A 15,638-nucleotide genomic window follows, 5' to 3' on the forward strand; every position below is an offset into this window, starting at 1 on the left:
TGACGCTCCAGAAGGAAGTTTCGGAGCACATCTAAGCCTGATTTGCTGCAATGCGACATGCGTTGTTGCATTGCAACAACGCGCCCGGCGCATGGCGATATGTTTAATGCGTACAAGGCCTTGGCCGAATCGCCGCCGGCCGCGACATGACGCGTTTATAGGCGCTGCTCAGCCACCCAGCACGTTGCCCCAGCCGTCGAAGACATAGGCCTTCCAGGCCACGGTCCCATCGTCGCGTGCCCGGCTGGCCCGCCGATAATCATCGGCCTGATCGGCGGTCCAGGTGATGATCCTATCGGAGAGGAGATCGTGGAGGATGGCGGGCTCGGTGGGATCGAAGGCGTCCATGGGACGAAGCGAGGAATGCGTCATGGCCGACCAACGCGCAAGCCGCGACAAGGTTGCAGGGGGGCGTCGAGACGGATGCGCTGGAATATTCCTCGTTGCCGAATTTCGGATTTATCGCGCAACCGAGACAAGAGGCGACGAGACGCCGGTCAAAACTCGGGCGAAACGCGCCGCGAGGACGCGGAGGTGAGTCTCCCCTCGCGTGCCCCGGACGCAGCGCAACGCTCCTTCAGCGATGCGATGCAGAGCCGGGGCCGATGTTGCCCGCGAGTCCGAACCCTTCGCGGCATGGGTCCCGGCTCAGCGCAGAAACGCTAAATGGCGTTGCAGCGCGTCCGGGACACCAGGAGCCTTTTTCCCTCCGCTCAAGCCCCCTGAACCGCGATGGAACCCGCGTTGCATCTTCGCAACACCTGCCTGAAAAGCCTGTTTTCGCCGAATTGCGCCATTGCGCCGCCACACCGTCCTCCGAACAATCGAGGTGCTGCGTGCCTTTCTGTGCAAGACTGTTCGACAAGACGGGTTCGAACAGAACCGTTTGGAGGCAGGGATCATGAACGATCGGCGGTCTCTTCTGGTGGCAGTCGCGTGCCCCTCGGCCGTCATGGCCGGCTGGCTGGTACTCTCCTTGTCCGCCTATGCCCCTGCTCTCATCGAAAACAGCGGCGCCAATGCAGCCACCCTCTCGCGCGCGAAGGATCTCGGCCGCCTCGACCTCGCCGACGTCCCGCGCGCTGCGACCATCGAGGATGGCATCGCCCTGACCGCCGACATCGCGGCCTCGGTGGCTCAGGCTCCCGAGCCGGCAAGCGCTGAAGCAGCAGCGCCCGAGGTGCCCGCCCCCGCCATCAAGCTCGCCTCGGCCGATCCCGCGCTGATCCTGCCGAGCGAACCGCCTGCGCCGCAGATCCTGCCCGAGCCGGCGCCCGTCGTCAGCGAGGCCGCACCGGTGCAGGAGCCCGTCAAGCTCGCATCCGCCGATCCCACCGAGATCGTGACGACAGACGCGCTGTCGCCCGCGGCGATCGCGACCGGGCCGGCCGCAACCGAGAGCAAGGCGTCGCCGTCCGCCGACACCATCGCCGTGCTCGACGAATGCTTCGTGATGGACGCCTGCATCGACCGCTATCTCTGGGCGCTCTACCAGCGCACGCCCAAGGAAGACTCGATCAAGGTCGAGGAGCGCCGAGCCGTCACCGTCAAGCGCAAGGGCAAGACGGTCACGGTGATGCGCAGCTTCACGAAGCTGGTCGACGAGGATTTCGGCTGGAAGGATCCGAAGGCGGCCGAGCACGCCGGCATGTCGATGATGGATTACGTCATCGGCGGCATGGACAAGAGCTTCAAGCGGAAGCTGTTCCGCACGCTGCTCGCGGCGGAAGCCGCCGGCCTCTCGCCGGGCATCACCAGCGCGTTCCGCGACGACTATCGCCAGTCGATCGCGAGCGGCCTGAAGGCCGCCTCCGACCGCTCCTATCACGGCGGCAGCACGCGCGGCGGCTACGGTCACGGCATGGCCGCCGACATCGTCAGCACCAAGGGCGACAACCGCGCACAGCGCTGGGTCTCGACCGAAGTGCTGTGGAAATGGGTCGATGCCAACGGCAAGGCGCTCGGCATCGGCAGGCCCTATCTCGGCCGCGATCCGCCGCACGTCGGCCCAATCGACGGCGCGGAATATGTCTCGAAGCGTGGCACGGCGGACCGCAGGGAAGCCGCCAACACCAGGCCGAAGAAGACCCGGGCCGTGGCCAGCGCCAGGTCGCCAAAGGCACAGGCCGCGCGCGAGCAGAAGGGCAAGCCGCAGAAGTCGGCGCAATCGGCCGGCAAGCGCGCGACCTGAACCGTTACGGCTTCCGCGTCGGCAGCGGCACAAGGCGCATCTCGGCGGACCCTGCCTCTTGCGTACGCACCAGCACAGCAAAGATGGTCTCGACCGCGAGCCGTACCGCCGCCTCCATCGCCTTGCCCTTGGCCAGATGCGCCGCGATCAGGCCGGTGAGGAGATCACCGGTGCCATAGGGGCGGATCGGCAGGCGCGGTGTCGCAAAGCGCGACAATTGCCCGTCGGCGCAGAGGATCGTCTCCACCTGCCCGTCAGGCGTATCCGTGAGCGTGCAGCCGGTGGCGACGACGTCGATGCGGCCGGTCCCCGCCAGCGCCGCGCACGCCGCACGCAAATCCTGCGCGTCCGCGATCGTGATGCCCGAGAGCAGCTCGAGCTCGAACTGGTTCGGCGTCGTCAGGTTCGCGGCCGGCAGCAGGCGGTGCCGCAGCACGTCCAGAATGCCGTCGGCGACATAGACGCGGCCGTCGTCCCCGATCACGGGATCGCAGAGATAGACGAGCCTGGAATTGCGGTTCAAGGCACGCTCGACGAAATCGGCGACGACAGCGGCGTTGCCGGGCGAGCCGAGATAGCCGGTGACGAGCACCGCGGCCTCGTCGACGAGATCGCGCTCCTCCACGCCCCTCAGAAGATCGGCGACGAGCTCGGTCTCCAGCACCCGCCCGCGCAGGCTCGGATAGCGCGGATGGTTCGACAGCAGCGTCGTCGGCACCGCCGCGACGTTCACGCCCTCCGCCTGCATGGCATAGGCCGCCGCGCTGTTGCCGACGTGGCCGTGGACCACCTGGCTTTGAATGGAGATGACGAGCATGCAGAGGTCCGTAAGGTCAATCGTTGCGCGACGCAAGCGTAGCCCGGATGGCGCGCGGCGTAACCCGGGCTACAAGTCTAGGGCGTCTCATACCCAAGCCCAGGCCGCAGCGCCTGCATCTTCCGCGCCAGCCGGCGGTGGCCGCTCTCCTCCGACCGTGCCAGGTAGCCGGCGACCGCGACATGGTCCGCATCGCTCTTGTGCTGGTTGAGCTTGGCCTGCCCCTCGATTTGATCGACCACGAGATCGATAACGCGGATCGCAGCCAACATGCTCTCGCGCTTGTCCGGCTCCATCTGCGCGAGGCCCCAGGGCTGCTTCGGCAGCCGTGCCTCTGCGACCGCGAGCAACGCATCGCCGTGCCCGCGATTCTCGTCGAGCCCGCGCAGATGTGCCACACCCGACAGGTGCACCGCCTCATAGAGCCAGGTCGAGACGTTGTCGCGCGAAGAATACCAGTCGTTGGAGATGTAGGCATCGTCGCCGGCAACGATCAGCAGGAAACGCCTGGTGCCGTCCGCGAGCGGCACGAGCGGATTCCTGGCCGTGAGATGGATCTGCACGACGGCTCGCCCGTCGCGCTGATCGAGCACGAACGGCACGTGCGAGGCACGCGGGCCGCGCTCATCCGCCGCCACGATCACGCCGAAGCCGCGCTGCCTTGCGAATTCCAGCGCGCGCTGCTCCTCGATGCGGAATTGGGGACGAAGGACATGCATGGCGCGGCGCTCGATGGCTGGATGAGGACGGCGCGAGGCTATCCCATGATCCGGCGAAGTCCGAAACGATATTGGGCCGCGAATACAGATGTCAGGAATGATCCCGGCGTCGTGAGAGCTCACCGAGATAGGCGCAGAACATGTCGGCGAGCCCGTCGGCATGGCGCGCGATCTCCGCCTCGCTGCGCGGCGCCTCCGAGAAGCGCTTGCCGACCTCGCTCAGCGTCGTCGTGATCAGCTCGCCGGCGAGAGCGCGCGCCGCATCTGAGGCCTTTGGCAGCGCCTCCCGCATGAACGCCGCGACGATGCCCTTGCCGGCGGCGCGCGCGTCGTGTGCCTCGGGCGCATCGCGATAAAGCGGCGCGGCGTCGCTGAGCGCCGTGCGGATCGCAGCCTCCTCGCACTCGGAGCGGATGAAGGCGTGCACCAGCGCGCGCAGCCGCGCCGGTGGCGGCTTCGTCCGGTCCGCGAGGATGCCGCGCAAGAGTTCGCTCGTGCGCCGCCACTCGTCGCTCTGGAGGCGGAACAGGATCGCCGTCTTGTTCGGAAAATATTGATAGAGCGATCCGACGCTCACCCCGGCCCGCTCGGCCACCCGCGCCGTGGTGAAACGCTGCGCGCCCTCCTTTGCGAGGACCTGAACAGCCGCATCCAGAATGGCCGCCACCAGCCCCGTGGAGCGGGCCTGTTGCGGCTGTTTTCGTGAGGAAATTGAACGACTTCGACGATCGGCCATGGCTCCCAGGGGGAATGCGAATAGGAAATGCGACGAATTAGTCGTATTTCAGCTGCCGCGCAAGCACGCGCTTTCTCGCGAACCCTGGAGACCACGAATGACCACCCCAACCATCACATCGCTTGCGCCGCTGCTGGATCGCCTGTTCCTCGAGGCCGAGGCAACAAGGGGCGCAATGCTCGCAGCCGTCGCCGATCTGTCCGACGCCGACAGGGCGCGGATGATGCGGAGCAAGACCGATTACGCCGACCTCTACGGACGCCTGAAGGACGTCCCGCTCGCGGTCTCCCGCGAGACCGGCGTGCTGCTCTACATGCTGGCGCGCAGCTCCCGCGCCAGGACGATCGTCGAGTTCGGCACCTCGTTCGGCATCTCGACCCTGCACCTTGCCGCAGGCTTGCGCGACAATGGCGGCGGGCGCCTCATCACCAGCGAGTTCGAGCCGTCCAAGGCGGCGCGGGCACGCGACAACCTCTCGGCCGGCGGGCTGCTCGATCTCGTCGAAATCCGCGAAGGGGATGCGCTGAAGACGCTCAGCGCCAATCTGCCCGATACGATCGACCTCGTGCTGCTCGACGGCGCCAAGGCGCTCTACCCTGAGATCCTGGAGCTGGTCGAAGGCCATCTCAAGCCGGGCGCGATCATCGTCGCCGACAACGCCGACGACAGCCCCGACTATCTGGCGCGCGTGCGCATGCCCGGCAGCGGCTACATGTCCACGGCCTTTGCCGAGGACGTCGAACTCTCCGTGCGGATCAACTGACGCCACATCGAACTGCCACGATACCACGGAGCCGTCGCACGATTCTTCGCGCGGCGGCTTTGCGTTGTCGGCGACAGACCGCGGAACATCAGGTCCGCGCCCGTGTCGCAACCTCGTCACTCACACGTGATAGCTCCTCCCGGCAAAAGCCATGTTTCCCATGCTAAACATACCTACCGCGCGGTATCTTTCATCGCACTACGCCCGAGCCCGCCATGACCTCCGCCTTCAATGCCTACACCGCGCTTGCCCTCGCCATCGTCTTCGAGGTCATCGCATCCGCCTTCCTGCAGCAGTCCGCGCAGTTCACGCGGCCGTGGCCGACGCTGGCCATGGTGCTGTTCTACGTCGCCTCGTTCTACGCGCTGTCGGTCGCGATCCGGGTGATCCCCCTGAGCATCGCCTATGCGATCTGGGGCGGGGTCGGCATCATCCTGACCGCCACGGTCTCTTTCGTGCTGTTCCGCCAGATGCTGGACGCCGCGGCCTTCGTCGGCATCGCGCTGATCGTGTCCGGGGTCGTCATCATCAACCTGTTCTCGGAGACGACGGTGCATTGATGCCGGCCAGCGCCTATAGCCGCGCCAAGCAGCCCGAGCAGGTGCGCCGCGCCCTGCTCGACCACGCTGCGGCGATTGCCATGGACCATGGCGTCTCCGGCATTACGGTGCAGGCGGTGGCGGCGGCAGCCGGCGTCACCAAGGGCGGCCTGTTTCATCACTTCGGCAGCAAGCAGGCGTTGATCGAGGGCCTGTTCGCCGATCTGCTCGCCCGCGTCGATGCCGAGATCGACGCCGCAATCGAAGCTGATCCCAAACCGCGCGGCAGCTTTACGCGCGCCTATGTCAACGCGGTGTTCACCGGCAAGGCGTTCGGCTTTACCACGCCCTGGGCGGCGCTGAGCATGGTCGTCGTCACCGATCCGTCACTGCGCCGGCTCTGGAACGACTGGATGAAGGCACGCCTGAAGCGCCACCGCGCAACCGACGGCACGCCCGAGCTCCATGTCGTGCGCCTCGCCGCCGACGGCGCCTGGCTGTCCTATGTCACGACGGGACAGACGCGCATGAATGCCGAGCTGCGCGCCGTGCGCGGCCGGCTGATCGCGCAGACCTATCGGCACGGATAGCGACCTTGTTCGCGCTGACTACTGGCTTGTCGCCGGCTTTGGCGGACGCGGCGCGGACCGGGATGATTTTGCGCCGGGCTTGGCCGCGGCCCGCGGCGGCGGCCCATCGACCGACACCAGATACGCGGCGAGCGCCTTGGCGGAGTCGGAACTGGTCGCGTAATGGTCCTTCAGGAACCAGGACAGCGTCAGGCTGAAGCGCCCCTTGGCAAGACCGCGCGGGCTCCGATGGCAGGTCGCGCAACCATCGGCAAACAGCCTTTCGGGCGACTTGCCGGCATCGAGATTTTGCGCGAACGCGACCGTCGCCGTCAGTGCGACGGCGGCTGCGAGAGTCATCAGGGGCGCGATCAGGTCGCGCCCCGGCCGAAAGTGCGAAGTCAAATGTCGTCCCCTAGCCCCGTCTTGCGGTCACGCCGCCAGCAATTGATCGAATTCGGGCGGCGCGTAGGCCTTGCCGTCCTGGTCGGTGATGACGACCCGCCACCCCTCGCTCGCCCACACCCTTGCCTTCGCCACGATGAGCAAACGGCTCTCGCGGGCGAAACTGTACTTCTCATTGTCGCGTTCTGCGATCATTTTGTAGGCCAATGCGCATCCCCTAGCGTTGCCCCTGCACCCGCTCCCCTCGTGGCAGCGGGCTTTGGCGGCAATTCGCCGGGAGCGTGGCAATTTGGTGCCATCCGCAGCATCACGCCCGCACACCCGCAGCCGGGTGACCGGGATCGAGCGCGCCGCATTCGGCAGCTGGGGGCCGGCCCGTCGCATCAGCAACGGAACCGATCGCGCCCTGTCCGAGCTCCGCTAATGCACGCGGATGATGTGCGGACGGCCGAGATCGATCAGCCCTTGCACCGCCGACAGGCGATCGTCCAGGGCCGCGATCGTGAGCAGCAGATTGTTGCGCCGTTCGTCGAGAGCACCCATCTCGGCGCCGGACAGTTTGACGTTCGCCCGCTGCTTGCGGATGCCTTCGAGCGACTCGCGCAGTGCGGCGATCAAGCCGGTCAACTGCTTGACCTCTTTTGTCATCGACCGTTTCGCGACATTTTGGCGGCGCGTCTCCGCCTGACTCTGTCTCATCGTCATCCTCCCGTGCCCCGCTGCCCCGAGTGGATGCTTACAGCTTTGGATAGACATATTACGATCGATGAAATCTGCCCGCGAAGAACTTTCTTAAATTGTACGCGCACGGAACCCGGGCCGCCGCGAAAAGAAAGCCCGGCACAAGGGCCGGGCTTTCGCAATGACGTTTAGCGCTTCTCGTGACCGCCGCCGGGACCACCGGCCGGCGCGCCACCACGCGGAGCGGCGTTGATGTGCGGAGCACCGCCGCCCGGATGCGGCGTGGCAGGTGCTGCCGCGCGCTGCGCCGGCATCTGCGCACGGGCATTCATCGGCGAGCCGTGGCTGACGTTCGGCTGCGCCACATGCGGCGTCGCGGGCCGGGCCGCAGGCGCGGCCGACACGCGCGGAGCTTCATGAGCACGCGCCATCGGCTGAGCACGCGCCATCGGCTGCGCATGCGTTGCGGCGCGGCTCGCCGCACGCTCGTGCACCATGCGCGCCTGCGCATCGCGCGGGTTGCGGTTCTGCTGCACGCTCGTCCGCGTGTTCACCAGGCGATCGCTTCGCCCGGCGCGAGTCCGGTCCGCCGCAACCGCAGCGTCGCGCTTTGCGATCGCAGCGTCGCGCTTTGCAATGCCCGCGTCATGCCGTGCCGTCGTCGCATCACGGCCGGAGATCGCGGGAGCGACCTTTGCGTTCGCGCCGCCGCGTCCCAGTGCGATGGCCGCGTCGCGCGTCGCCGCACGCCCGATACGGGCCGCGCGCGGATCGATCGTCATCCGCGTCGCGAAGCGCTCGTGCGAGGTCCAGTAATCATTCCAGTAGGCATGGCGGCGATACCAGGGCCGCCCCTGATAATAGCTCGACCAGTACGAGCTCAGCACGAAGGGCGCGACGGGCACGTCGATCTGGTCGACATAGTCGGGGAGATAGACGTAGTGATTGCGGTAGAGATATTCGAGATATTGCGACGACACCCAGCCGCGATCGTCGGAGAAGCTCACATCGCACCAGGCATTGCCGCGCAGGCAGCCATGGATGTTGACGCGGGCGCCCCCGGGGATGCGATCGACCACGGGGAATCCCGAACCCGGCCCGGCGCGCAAGCCGGTCGAGACGGTGACGATGCCCGGCGCGGCCAGCGCGGCCGTCGGGGCGAGCAGTAATGCTACAACCAAAATGCTTCTGAGTCTCATGGCGTGTTCCTCCTCTGCAAGTTGGAACGCGCAGGAGGAACGAGCGTTCCTCCCAAAGCGGCCGCATCAGCCGAAAGACTGAATGCGCGCGGAGTTCAATATTCATTCGCTGTTCATCGGCACGACGAGCGCAACGCAGCGAACGTCAGTTCACCCGCAGCATGAATCCGTCGAAGAACGACGCCAGCCCGGCAAAGTCGTCGAGCGGCAGCACGTTCGCGACGTATTGGTCCGGCCGCACCACGACCATGCAGCCGGCCTTCCGATCGATGCCGCGCATCGTGAAAACGTCGTGGCCGTTCTTGAGGTCCGGACAGAACATCTTTTCGTAGTCGAGCAGACCGTAGCGGCCTTTGCGTGGGAGCAGCAGCGACGGCATCGCCTCGACGGCGAGCTGGCGATGATCCTGCTGGAAGACTGCCCGCAGGTCGATCATGGCGTCGATGTCGGCCCCTCCGGGGGTATATCGCCTCACCGGCGATTCCCTGGCCTCGGTGAGAAAGTTGCACAGCGCGCGAATGGCAGAGCCGGCCGCCGCCGGATTCTCCGCACCGGAAAATGCATAGATGCGGAAGCGTCCGTCGGCCTGGGCGGCGTGGCCGAGATGAACCGGCTTGGCGTCCGCCAGCCGGATCACCGGCGCGGAATGGAAGCGCTTGCCGATCACGAGGCCTTCCGCGAGATGCTGATGGGACGCAGCCCCCGTGAGGATCGACGCCTTGTAATGCGTCGCGGTGCCGGCCGTATAGCGGCCGTGCCGGACGAAATAATCCTGCGTCCTGGCGGCATCGGCGCCACCGGCCTTGGCGGCAGAGGCCAGAATCCCCGCCCATTCGCGGTCGAAGTCGATCAGCTCTTTCGCAACGGCCTGGCGCTCCGCCGAATAGGAATGCAGCAGGCTTGGCGCACTCCGCTTGCGGAGCACGGCGGCGAGCTTCCAGCCGAGATTGAAGGCATCCTGCATCGAGACGTTCATGCCCTGCCCCGCCTTCGGGCTGTGGGTATGGCAGGCATCGCCGGCGATGAAGATGCGCGGCAGGCGGGTCGCGATCTCGGCCTCCGGCACGTCGTCGAACTTGTCGGTCAGGCGCTGGCCGATCTCGTAGACCGACCACCAGGCGATCTCCTTCACCTCCAGCGTATGCGGCTTCAGGATCCGCTGCGCCTTGGCGATCACGTCATCGGCGGTGATGTTGCGGCTCGCGACGCGCTCGCCGACGTCGAGCTTGGCGAGCTCGACATAGATTCGCACCATGTAGCCGCCTTCGCGCGGAATGATCAGCAGGCTGCCGTCTTTTGCCGACTGGATCAGGGCCTTGAAGCGGATGTCCGGAAAATCGGTCACCGCCAGCACGTCCATCACGCCCCAGGCGTGGTTGGCGGAATCGCCATGCAGCTCGCGGCCGATCGATTTGCGCACCGTGCTGCGCGCGCCGTCGCAGCCGACGACATAGCGTGCCCTGATCGTCTCGACCTTGCCCTCGCTTCCGGCATCGACGCGTTCGAGGCGCACGGTCACGGCATGGTCGGCAGGCCCCGCGGCCGGATCGACCTGGAGGTCGAGCAGGCGGCGGCTGTAATAGGGCTCGAGCTTGGCCGGCGATTTGCGCATGAGGTCGAGAAAGCCGTCATGGATGCGTGCCTGGTTGAGGATGACGTGCGGGAATTCCGACAGCCCGTCCTCGACGTCCTGCACCCGGCCGCTGCGGACGATGGTCTCGGGCCGCCGTTCGTCCGGCTTCCAGAACGTCGTCTCGTTGACCCAATAGGCCTCCTTCAGCACGCGCTCGCTGAAGCCATAGGCATGGAACATCTCCATGGTGCGGCAGGCGACGCCGTCGGCCTGGCCGACCGACAGCCGGCCCGGCTTCTGCTCGACGATGCAGGTCTTGATGTCGGGAAATTGCGCAAGCTGGGCCGCGAGCGTCAGGCCCGCGGGCCCGCAGCCGACGATGAGGACGTCGACCTCCTCGGGCACGTCGCCCGCCGCGCCGGGGGCCTGAACGCGTTCGGCGGGATCGGCGATTTCAGGATCGCCCGGCTGAAATCCATTGAGATGGAATTGCATGAGCACCTCTCCCGTCAACGTCTTCTTCGATATTGCTCAGTATGCTGACTATCAGTATACCTGTCAACGTTCCCGCACCGTTGCTGCGGCCGAGGAGAATTCGGTGAAAGACAACAACGACATGCCCGGTCATCTGGCGCGCCGGTTCCAGCAGATCGCGGTCGCGGTCTTCCTGGCCGAGGTCGGGGATGCCGGCTTCGACCTCACGCCGGTGCAATACGCCGCGCTCGCGACCATCAAGGCCAATCCGGGGCTCGACCAGGTGACGCTCGCGGGATTGATCGCCTATGACCGCACCACCATCACCGGCGTGATCGACCGCCTCGTGCAGAAGGGGCTGGCGGAGCGCCGCGCCTCGAGCCGCGACCGCCGCGCCCGCGAACTCGAGATCACCGACGAGGGCCGGCGCACGCTGCGCAAGATCACGCCGGCGGTCGAGTCCGCACAGCGCATCATGCTCCGCGGCCTCAGCGCCAAGGAAGGCGAGGAGCTGATGCGTCTGCTGCGCAAGGCCATCGCTGCCGGCAACGAGCTCAGCCGCGCCCCGCTCCGCGATGTGCAGGCTTAGGCCGCATCCATGTCCGTAATTGCCGCAGTGCCGCGAAACCAGGAACTAACCTTCGGCTGCTACCGTCGGCCCCATTCGGCGCTTAACGCGCGATTAACTTTGCGGCCCGGGAGTTTCGGATGTTCAGGTTCCTCATTGCGGCCGCGGCCATCGCGCTCTCGACCGGTCATGCGCTCGCAAACGGCCATGGCGGCGGCGATGCCGCTCCTCCGCCGAAGCCCGAGGCGACGACCGCGCCGGCGAAGGTGGTCATCACCAGGCAGGGTCCCAAGCTCGTCGATCTCAAGGGCATGACGCTCTACTATTACGAGCGCGACACCACCGGCAAGACGTCGAACTGCAACGGCAAGTGTGTCGAAAGCTGGGTTCCGCTCGCCGCAACGGCCGACGCCAAGGCCGTCGGCGACTTCACCGTGATCAGCCGCAACGACGGCAGCAAGATGTGGGCATATCGCTATCGCCCGCTCTACACGTCACCCGCCGACAAGGTGCCGGGCGATGCCAACGGCAACGCCACGACGCTGCAGTGGCGCATCGCACGGCCTGGAGAGTAGGACCCGAGCGGCAGTCCGATCAGTGCCGTGATGCGCTCGTCACCTTCGCATGGGTGGTTGGACCGGCCGAGGCATAATTCACCTCCGGATTCCAATGCAGAGCCATGTACACGGCCATTCCGGCCAGGATCGATCCATAAAAGCCAACGGTGACCAGCCGCCACCTGCGGACAACCCGGCGATCGCTTTCGGTCAATTGATCAATGAATTTTTGCATGATGCCTCCAATGGCAACCGGCCATCGAGGCATAGCGCAAGGCGAGCGGATCGCCTGTGAACCAGTTCACCCTTGCGGAAGCGCAGATCCCGCGCGCATTCACGCGTGAGTGAGCGCCCACCTCACCCGCGCCAGTTCCTGGCCGTCTCGGCCTGCGCGTTCTGCCCGGGCGGCAGCACCACGACCATCGAATTGAGCTTCACCCGGTCGTAGAGATCGATCACGTCCTCGTTGCGCATCCGGATGCAGCCCGACGAGATCGCCTGCCCGATATATTCGGGCTGGTTGGTGCCGTGGATGCGGTAGAGCGTGTCCTTGTTGCCGACAAAGAGATAGATGCCGCGCGCGCCCAGCGGATTGGCGGGACCACCGGCGACGCGCGCCGGATACGGTCCAAGCCGCGCCTGGATGTCCGCAGTCGGAACCCAATCGGGCCATTCCGCCAAGCGGCCGACGCGCGCGACGCCCGAAAAGGCCATGGCTTCCTCGCCGACCGCGACGCCGTAGCGGATCGCCTTGCCCTCGGGCAGCACGAAATAAAGGTAGCGCGCATTGGTATCGACCAGGATCGTGCCCGGCTGCTCCTTGCGCGGGTAATCGACGATATGACGGAGATATTGCTCGGGCACGTTCGCCTGCGCGTATGGCGTATGTGCGAGCAACTGACGGTCGCGCGGCGTCATGCTCGCATCCGTCGATGGCGAAAGCGTCGTCTGCATGCAGCCGCCGAGCGGCAGCAGGGCAACAACGAAAAGAGCGAGAACAGATCTTGGCACCGCCGGCCCCCCCGATAGCGATCGCAGCACCCCCAGCAGCGTCAGATATTGCCAAAATCGTGCTGAAAACAAGGCAATGCGGAACACATCCGAGTGTTTTTCCGGAGGAGTTCCATCACCACAAACGGCGGAATACCGTCGCAGCATCTCCATCCCCTCGCCTTGCTTTGGTCAAACCCGGCTGGACTCGTGCGTTATCAGACTTGGGTGGGGCTCACCTCAACAGATCGGCTCGCGCCAATGCGGACGACGAAGGCTTCAAAGGAGCTGCGATGCTCGCGATGCTGAACAGCAAGCAAATCGTCGATGAGATCGTGAAGGACACGGTCAAGGACAATGATCCGCACGACGCGGTTCAGATCTCGCCGGACATCGTGCTGGCTTCGCGCCCCATCAGCGTTGCCCCAGCGCTGGCGCCTGACGTCACGCCCCGTCCGGAGCCGAAATTCGCGCCAGGGCTCAGGAGCAATCCGGAGCCAAAGTTCATTCCTGTCGTGGAGCCGCAGCCGGCGGCGCCCTCGGTCGACACCGCGGTGCGCATAACGGCAAGCGATGGTCACGGCCGGCGGAAGCGATCCTCCGTCGGCAAGTGGCTGCGCGGCGCGTTCGTCACGTTTCTGTTCGCGGGCGGCAGCGCGGCTGCTACCATCGCCTGGGAGAAACACGGCGACGTGGCGAGGCAGATGCTCGCCGATTGGAAACCCGTATTGGCGTCGCTGATGCCTTCGTCGCTGATGCCTTCGACGTCACAACAGACGGCGCCGGTCGCCGCCGCGCAGGCCGCCCCGCCCGCGGCGGAAGCGACAACCGATCAAACAGCCGACCGGGCCCCGACGCCGGCTGCGGCTCAGTCTGCGGCCGTGCCCGCAGCAGCGCCGCCCGAAGCAGCTCAGTCGGTGCAATCGATGACGCGCGATCTCGCCGCGATGGCGCAGCAGATCGAGCAGCTCAAGGCCAACATCGCCGAGTTGAAGGCCGGACAGGAGCAGATGGCGCGCGAGATGGCGAAGCCGACCGCACCGAAGCCGATGGCTGAGACGAGGCCGATCGATCCGCGCGTCGATCCGCGCGCGCGCGTTTCCGCGCTACCGCCGCGGCCTCAGGCTCCGCCGGTTCGCAAGCCGAAGCCGGCCGTGTCACAGACCTACATGCCGGCGTATTCGTCCGCACCGGTCGCATCACCGCCGCCGCCTTCGCAGGCTGCTGCGGTCCCACCGCCGGTCGCCACGACACAAGCCGTTGCCGATGACGACGGTCCTGTCGTGCGTCCGCCAATGCCGCTGCGCTAGACGAACGCCAGTCGATGCACGGCATCGGCAACGCAGCCGTCACTGCAAGCTGTCCGACTCGATGTGATGCGTTGAGTCCGGGCGACTACGGAGATCGATGTTTCGATCGTCTTCCGACAAGCGAATCCACCAAGAGAAAAGGCCGCCGGGATCTACGCCGACGGCCTTCTCTTGCAACTGCCGGTTCCCGGAGCCCGGTTCTGTTGCAATTCCATGCCTCATGATCACGCTGACATATTTAATAAAATCTTAACGCGCCTGCGCGGTGCGCATCATTTCTGCGCCATACGCACAGAGATTGCGCGCTTCATTCATTCGATAAAGATCGACTCAGTGGTACCATCCGAGATGTGTTGAGACTTCCGTTGAAGACTTGTTTTCCAGACTTGTCGTCGAGACTTGGGTCGTCACAGCGGGGAATTCGGATGCCTTACTACTACTTCGATCTCGTGGTTGGTGAAGAGTTCAAGAACCAGGGCGGAATCATCCTCGAAGACATCGAGGTCGCCTCGGATCGCGCCCAGCAACTGGCCAACGAGCTGTCGCAGGTGAAGCCGGAGCTTCAGCAAAAGGGTTGCGCGGTGCGCGTCACCGACCGCGATCACAACGAGCTCTATCGCACGCCGCTCGATCCCGTGCCGGCCTGGCAACGCTAGGCTACTCCAGCACCGGCGCTTCGAACCAGTTCGTCAGCGACAATCCGCCGTCGACGACGAAGGCTGCGCCGGTGACGTAAGCTGACAGCCTGTTCGACAACACGGTCAGCGCCATCGGCGCAAGGTCTTTTGCCTCGCCGAGACGCCCGAGCGGGATGTGCCGCGCCAGCGAGGCATCCGCGACGAAACCGCCGGCGGCGATCGCACCGGGCACCAGCGCGTTGACGCGGATGTCGTGGCGCCCGAACGTCTTGGCGAGCTCCTTCACCAACATCGCCATCCCCGCCTTCGCCGTCGAGTAATGCGGCAGGTTGCGCGGCGTGCCCGCATGCAGCGAGGTGAGGAACAGGAACGAGCCGGGCCGCTTCGCCGCGATCAGCCGCTTGGCGATCTCGCGCGCCAGGTGGAAACCTGCATCGAGATTGACGGCGTGCATCTCCTGCCAGGTCCGGCGATCGACCGCGAGCGCATGATCGGCCTCGCGCCGCGGCGGCGAGGCGCTGTGCACGAAATGCGTCACCTGGCCCAGCGCGGCATGTGAAGCGGCAAGCAGCGCATCGCAGGCATCCAGCTCGGCGAGATCACCGACCCAGGGCACCGCGTGTTCAGGCCGCTCGCTCGCACTGATTGCGGCACTGACCCGTTCTGCACTCAAATCGGCAAACACGGTCCGGACGCCCTCGCCGACCAGGGCCTGCGCGATCGCGCGGCCGATGCCGTTGCCCGCGCCGGTGACGAGCGCCGTGTCGGTTGCGGGATCGAACGGCGCGCTGAACAGGCTCATGTCGTTCTCCGGGGGCCGGGGTACCCGCACGATAGCGCACCGCGCCACGGAGCGACAATTGCGTCCCGGCGCCATTGCGGAGCGGCGCGCCGGACGCTAGCCTCCCA

Annotated in this window: 20 protein-coding genes; 8 read left to right on the forward strand and 12 right to left on the reverse strand. The window is 66.0% G+C overall.

The window, feature by feature from the left end; translation table 11 throughout:
- Positions 1 to 168 precede the first annotated feature (168 nt).
- On the reverse strand, positions 169 to 372 hold the full coding sequence (locus XI09_RS34945; RefSeq protein ID WP_271570930.1) for a hypothetical protein: 204 nt from the start codon (positions 370 to 372) through the stop codon (positions 169 to 171).
- A gap of 529 nt (positions 373 to 901) precedes the next feature.
- Between XI09_RS34945 and XI09_RS34950 the strand changes: the two genes are divergently transcribed.
- On the forward strand, positions 902 to 2,191 hold the full coding sequence (locus XI09_RS34950) for a hypothetical protein (RefSeq protein WP_271570931.1): 1,290 nt from the start codon (positions 902 to 904) through the stop codon (positions 2,189 to 2,191).
- Positions 2,192 to 2,195: 4 nt separating this feature from the next.
- On the opposite strand, the gene pdxY is transcribed toward XI09_RS34950, so the two are convergent.
- From pdxY to XI09_RS34965, 3 genes are all read right to left on the reverse strand, one after another.
- Entirely contained in the window at positions 2,196 to 3,008 is an 813-nt protein-coding gene (pdxY, locus tag XI09_RS34955; protein WP_271570932.1) for a pyridoxal kinase, read from the reverse strand.
- A 77-nt stretch (positions 3,009 to 3,085) separates the two neighbouring features.
- A complete protein-coding gene (locus XI09_RS34960) occupies positions 3,086 to 3,727 on the reverse strand; it encodes an FMN-binding negative transcriptional regulator (RefSeq protein WP_271570933.1) in 642 nt (213 codons plus the stop codon).
- Positions 3,728 to 3,818: 91 nt separating this feature from the next.
- Positions 3,819 to 4,463: a TetR family transcriptional regulator gene (locus XI09_RS34965; RefSeq protein WP_271570934.1), complete on the reverse strand. Its 645-nt coding sequence runs from the start codon at positions 4,461 to 4,463 to the stop codon at positions 3,819 to 3,821.
- A gap of 97 nt (positions 4,464 to 4,560) precedes the next feature.
- Here XI09_RS34965 and XI09_RS34970 point away from each other — a divergent pair, with 97 nt between their 5' ends.
- The 3 genes from XI09_RS34970 to XI09_RS34980 all read left to right on the forward strand — a co-directional run bounded on the left by XI09_RS34970 (position 4,561) and on the right by XI09_RS34980 (position 6,355).
- Entirely contained in the window at positions 4,561 to 5,226 is a 666-nt protein-coding gene (locus XI09_RS34970) for an O-methyltransferase (RefSeq protein WP_271570935.1), read from the forward strand.
- Positions 5,227 to 5,441: 215 nt separating this feature from the next.
- Positions 5,442 to 5,786, forward strand: a complete 345-nt coding sequence (locus tag XI09_RS34975) for a DMT family transporter (protein ID WP_092182610.1) — start codon at positions 5,442 to 5,444, stop codon at positions 5,784 to 5,786.
- Complete coding sequence (locus XI09_RS34980) at positions 5,786 to 6,355, forward strand: TetR/AcrR family transcriptional regulator (RefSeq protein WP_271571003.1); 570 nt, start codon at positions 5,786 to 5,788, stop codon at positions 6,353 to 6,355. The genes XI09_RS34975 and XI09_RS34980 overlap by 1 nt, the downstream gene beginning before the upstream one ends.
- A gap of 18 nt (positions 6,356 to 6,373) precedes the next feature.
- Here the strand turns inward: XI09_RS34980 and XI09_RS34985 are convergent, their stop codons facing one another.
- From XI09_RS34985 to XI09_RS35005, 5 genes are all read right to left on the reverse strand, one after another.
- Positions 6,374 to 6,694, reverse strand: a complete 321-nt coding sequence (locus XI09_RS34985; RefSeq protein ID WP_271571004.1) for a hypothetical protein — start codon at positions 6,692 to 6,694, stop codon at positions 6,374 to 6,376.
- A 72-nt stretch (positions 6,695 to 6,766) separates the two neighbouring features.
- Positions 6,767 to 6,946 (reverse strand): hypothetical protein, encoded by a 180-nt coding sequence (locus XI09_RS34990; protein ID WP_028171193.1) that lies wholly within the window; start codon positions 6,944 to 6,946, stop codon positions 6,767 to 6,769.
- A gap of 213 nt (positions 6,947 to 7,159) precedes the next feature.
- Positions 7,160 to 7,438, reverse strand: a complete 279-nt coding sequence (locus XI09_RS34995) for a hypothetical protein (protein WP_333939158.1) — start codon at positions 7,436 to 7,438, stop codon at positions 7,160 to 7,162.
- Between the two features lie 170 nt (positions 7,439 to 7,608).
- Positions 7,609 to 8,619: an SH3 domain-containing protein gene (locus XI09_RS35000; protein ID WP_271570937.1), complete on the reverse strand. Its 1,011-nt coding sequence runs from the start codon at positions 8,617 to 8,619 to the stop codon at positions 7,609 to 7,611.
- A 145-nt stretch (positions 8,620 to 8,764) separates the two neighbouring features.
- On the reverse strand, positions 8,765 to 10,687 hold the full coding sequence (locus tag XI09_RS35005) for an FAD-binding monooxygenase (protein WP_271570938.1): 1,923 nt from the start codon (positions 10,685 to 10,687) through the stop codon (positions 8,765 to 8,767).
- Positions 10,688 to 10,790: 103 nt separating this feature from the next.
- Between XI09_RS35005 and XI09_RS35010 the strand changes: the two genes are divergently transcribed.
- Together XI09_RS35010 and XI09_RS35015 are read left to right on the forward strand one after the other, a co-directional pair.
- The gene (locus XI09_RS35010) at positions 10,791 to 11,255 is read left to right on the forward strand and encodes a MarR family winged helix-turn-helix transcriptional regulator (protein ID WP_271570939.1); all 465 of its coding nucleotides are present in this window, start codon (positions 10,791 to 10,793) and stop codon (positions 11,253 to 11,255) included.
- Positions 11,256 to 11,374: 119 nt separating this feature from the next.
- Entirely contained in the window at positions 11,375 to 11,809 is a 435-nt protein-coding gene (locus XI09_RS35015) for a COG4315 family predicted lipoprotein (RefSeq protein WP_271570940.1), read from the forward strand.
- A gap of 19 nt (positions 11,810 to 11,828) precedes the next feature.
- Here the strand turns inward: XI09_RS35015 and XI09_RS35020 are convergent, their stop codons facing one another.
- Together XI09_RS35020 and XI09_RS35025 are read right to left on the reverse strand one after the other, a co-directional pair.
- Positions 11,829 to 12,026, reverse strand: coding sequence for a hypothetical protein (locus tag XI09_RS35020; protein ID WP_271570941.1), 198 nt, complete (start codon positions 12,024 to 12,026; stop codon positions 11,829 to 11,831).
- A gap of 122 nt (positions 12,027 to 12,148) precedes the next feature.
- Entirely contained in the window at positions 12,149 to 12,802 is a 654-nt protein-coding gene (locus XI09_RS35025) for a L,D-transpeptidase (RefSeq protein ID WP_271570942.1), read from the reverse strand.
- Positions 12,803 to 13,074: 272 nt separating this feature from the next.
- Here XI09_RS35025 and XI09_RS35030 point away from each other — a divergent pair, with 272 nt between their 5' ends.
- Positions 13,075 to 14,091, forward strand: a complete 1,017-nt coding sequence (locus XI09_RS35030; RefSeq protein ID WP_271570943.1) for a hypothetical protein — start codon at positions 13,075 to 13,077, stop codon at positions 14,089 to 14,091.
- Between the two features lie 425 nt (positions 14,092 to 14,516).
- Positions 14,517 to 14,747, forward strand: a complete 231-nt coding sequence (locus XI09_RS35035) for a DUF6894 family protein (protein WP_027542526.1) — start codon at positions 14,517 to 14,519, stop codon at positions 14,745 to 14,747.
- Between the two features lies 1 nt (position 14,748).
- Here XI09_RS35035 and XI09_RS35040 read toward each other — a convergent pair whose 3' ends face one another.
- A complete protein-coding gene (locus tag XI09_RS35040; RefSeq protein WP_271570944.1) occupies positions 14,749 to 15,531 on the reverse strand; it encodes an SDR family NAD(P)-dependent oxidoreductase in 783 nt (260 codons plus the stop codon).
- Between the last annotated feature and the right edge of the window lie 107 nt (positions 15,532 to 15,638).

It is taken from the genome of Bradyrhizobium sp. CCBAU 11386, from assembly GCF_028128955.1.
Taxonomy (GTDB): Bacteria; Pseudomonadota; Alphaproteobacteria; order Rhizobiales; family Xanthobacteraceae; genus Bradyrhizobium.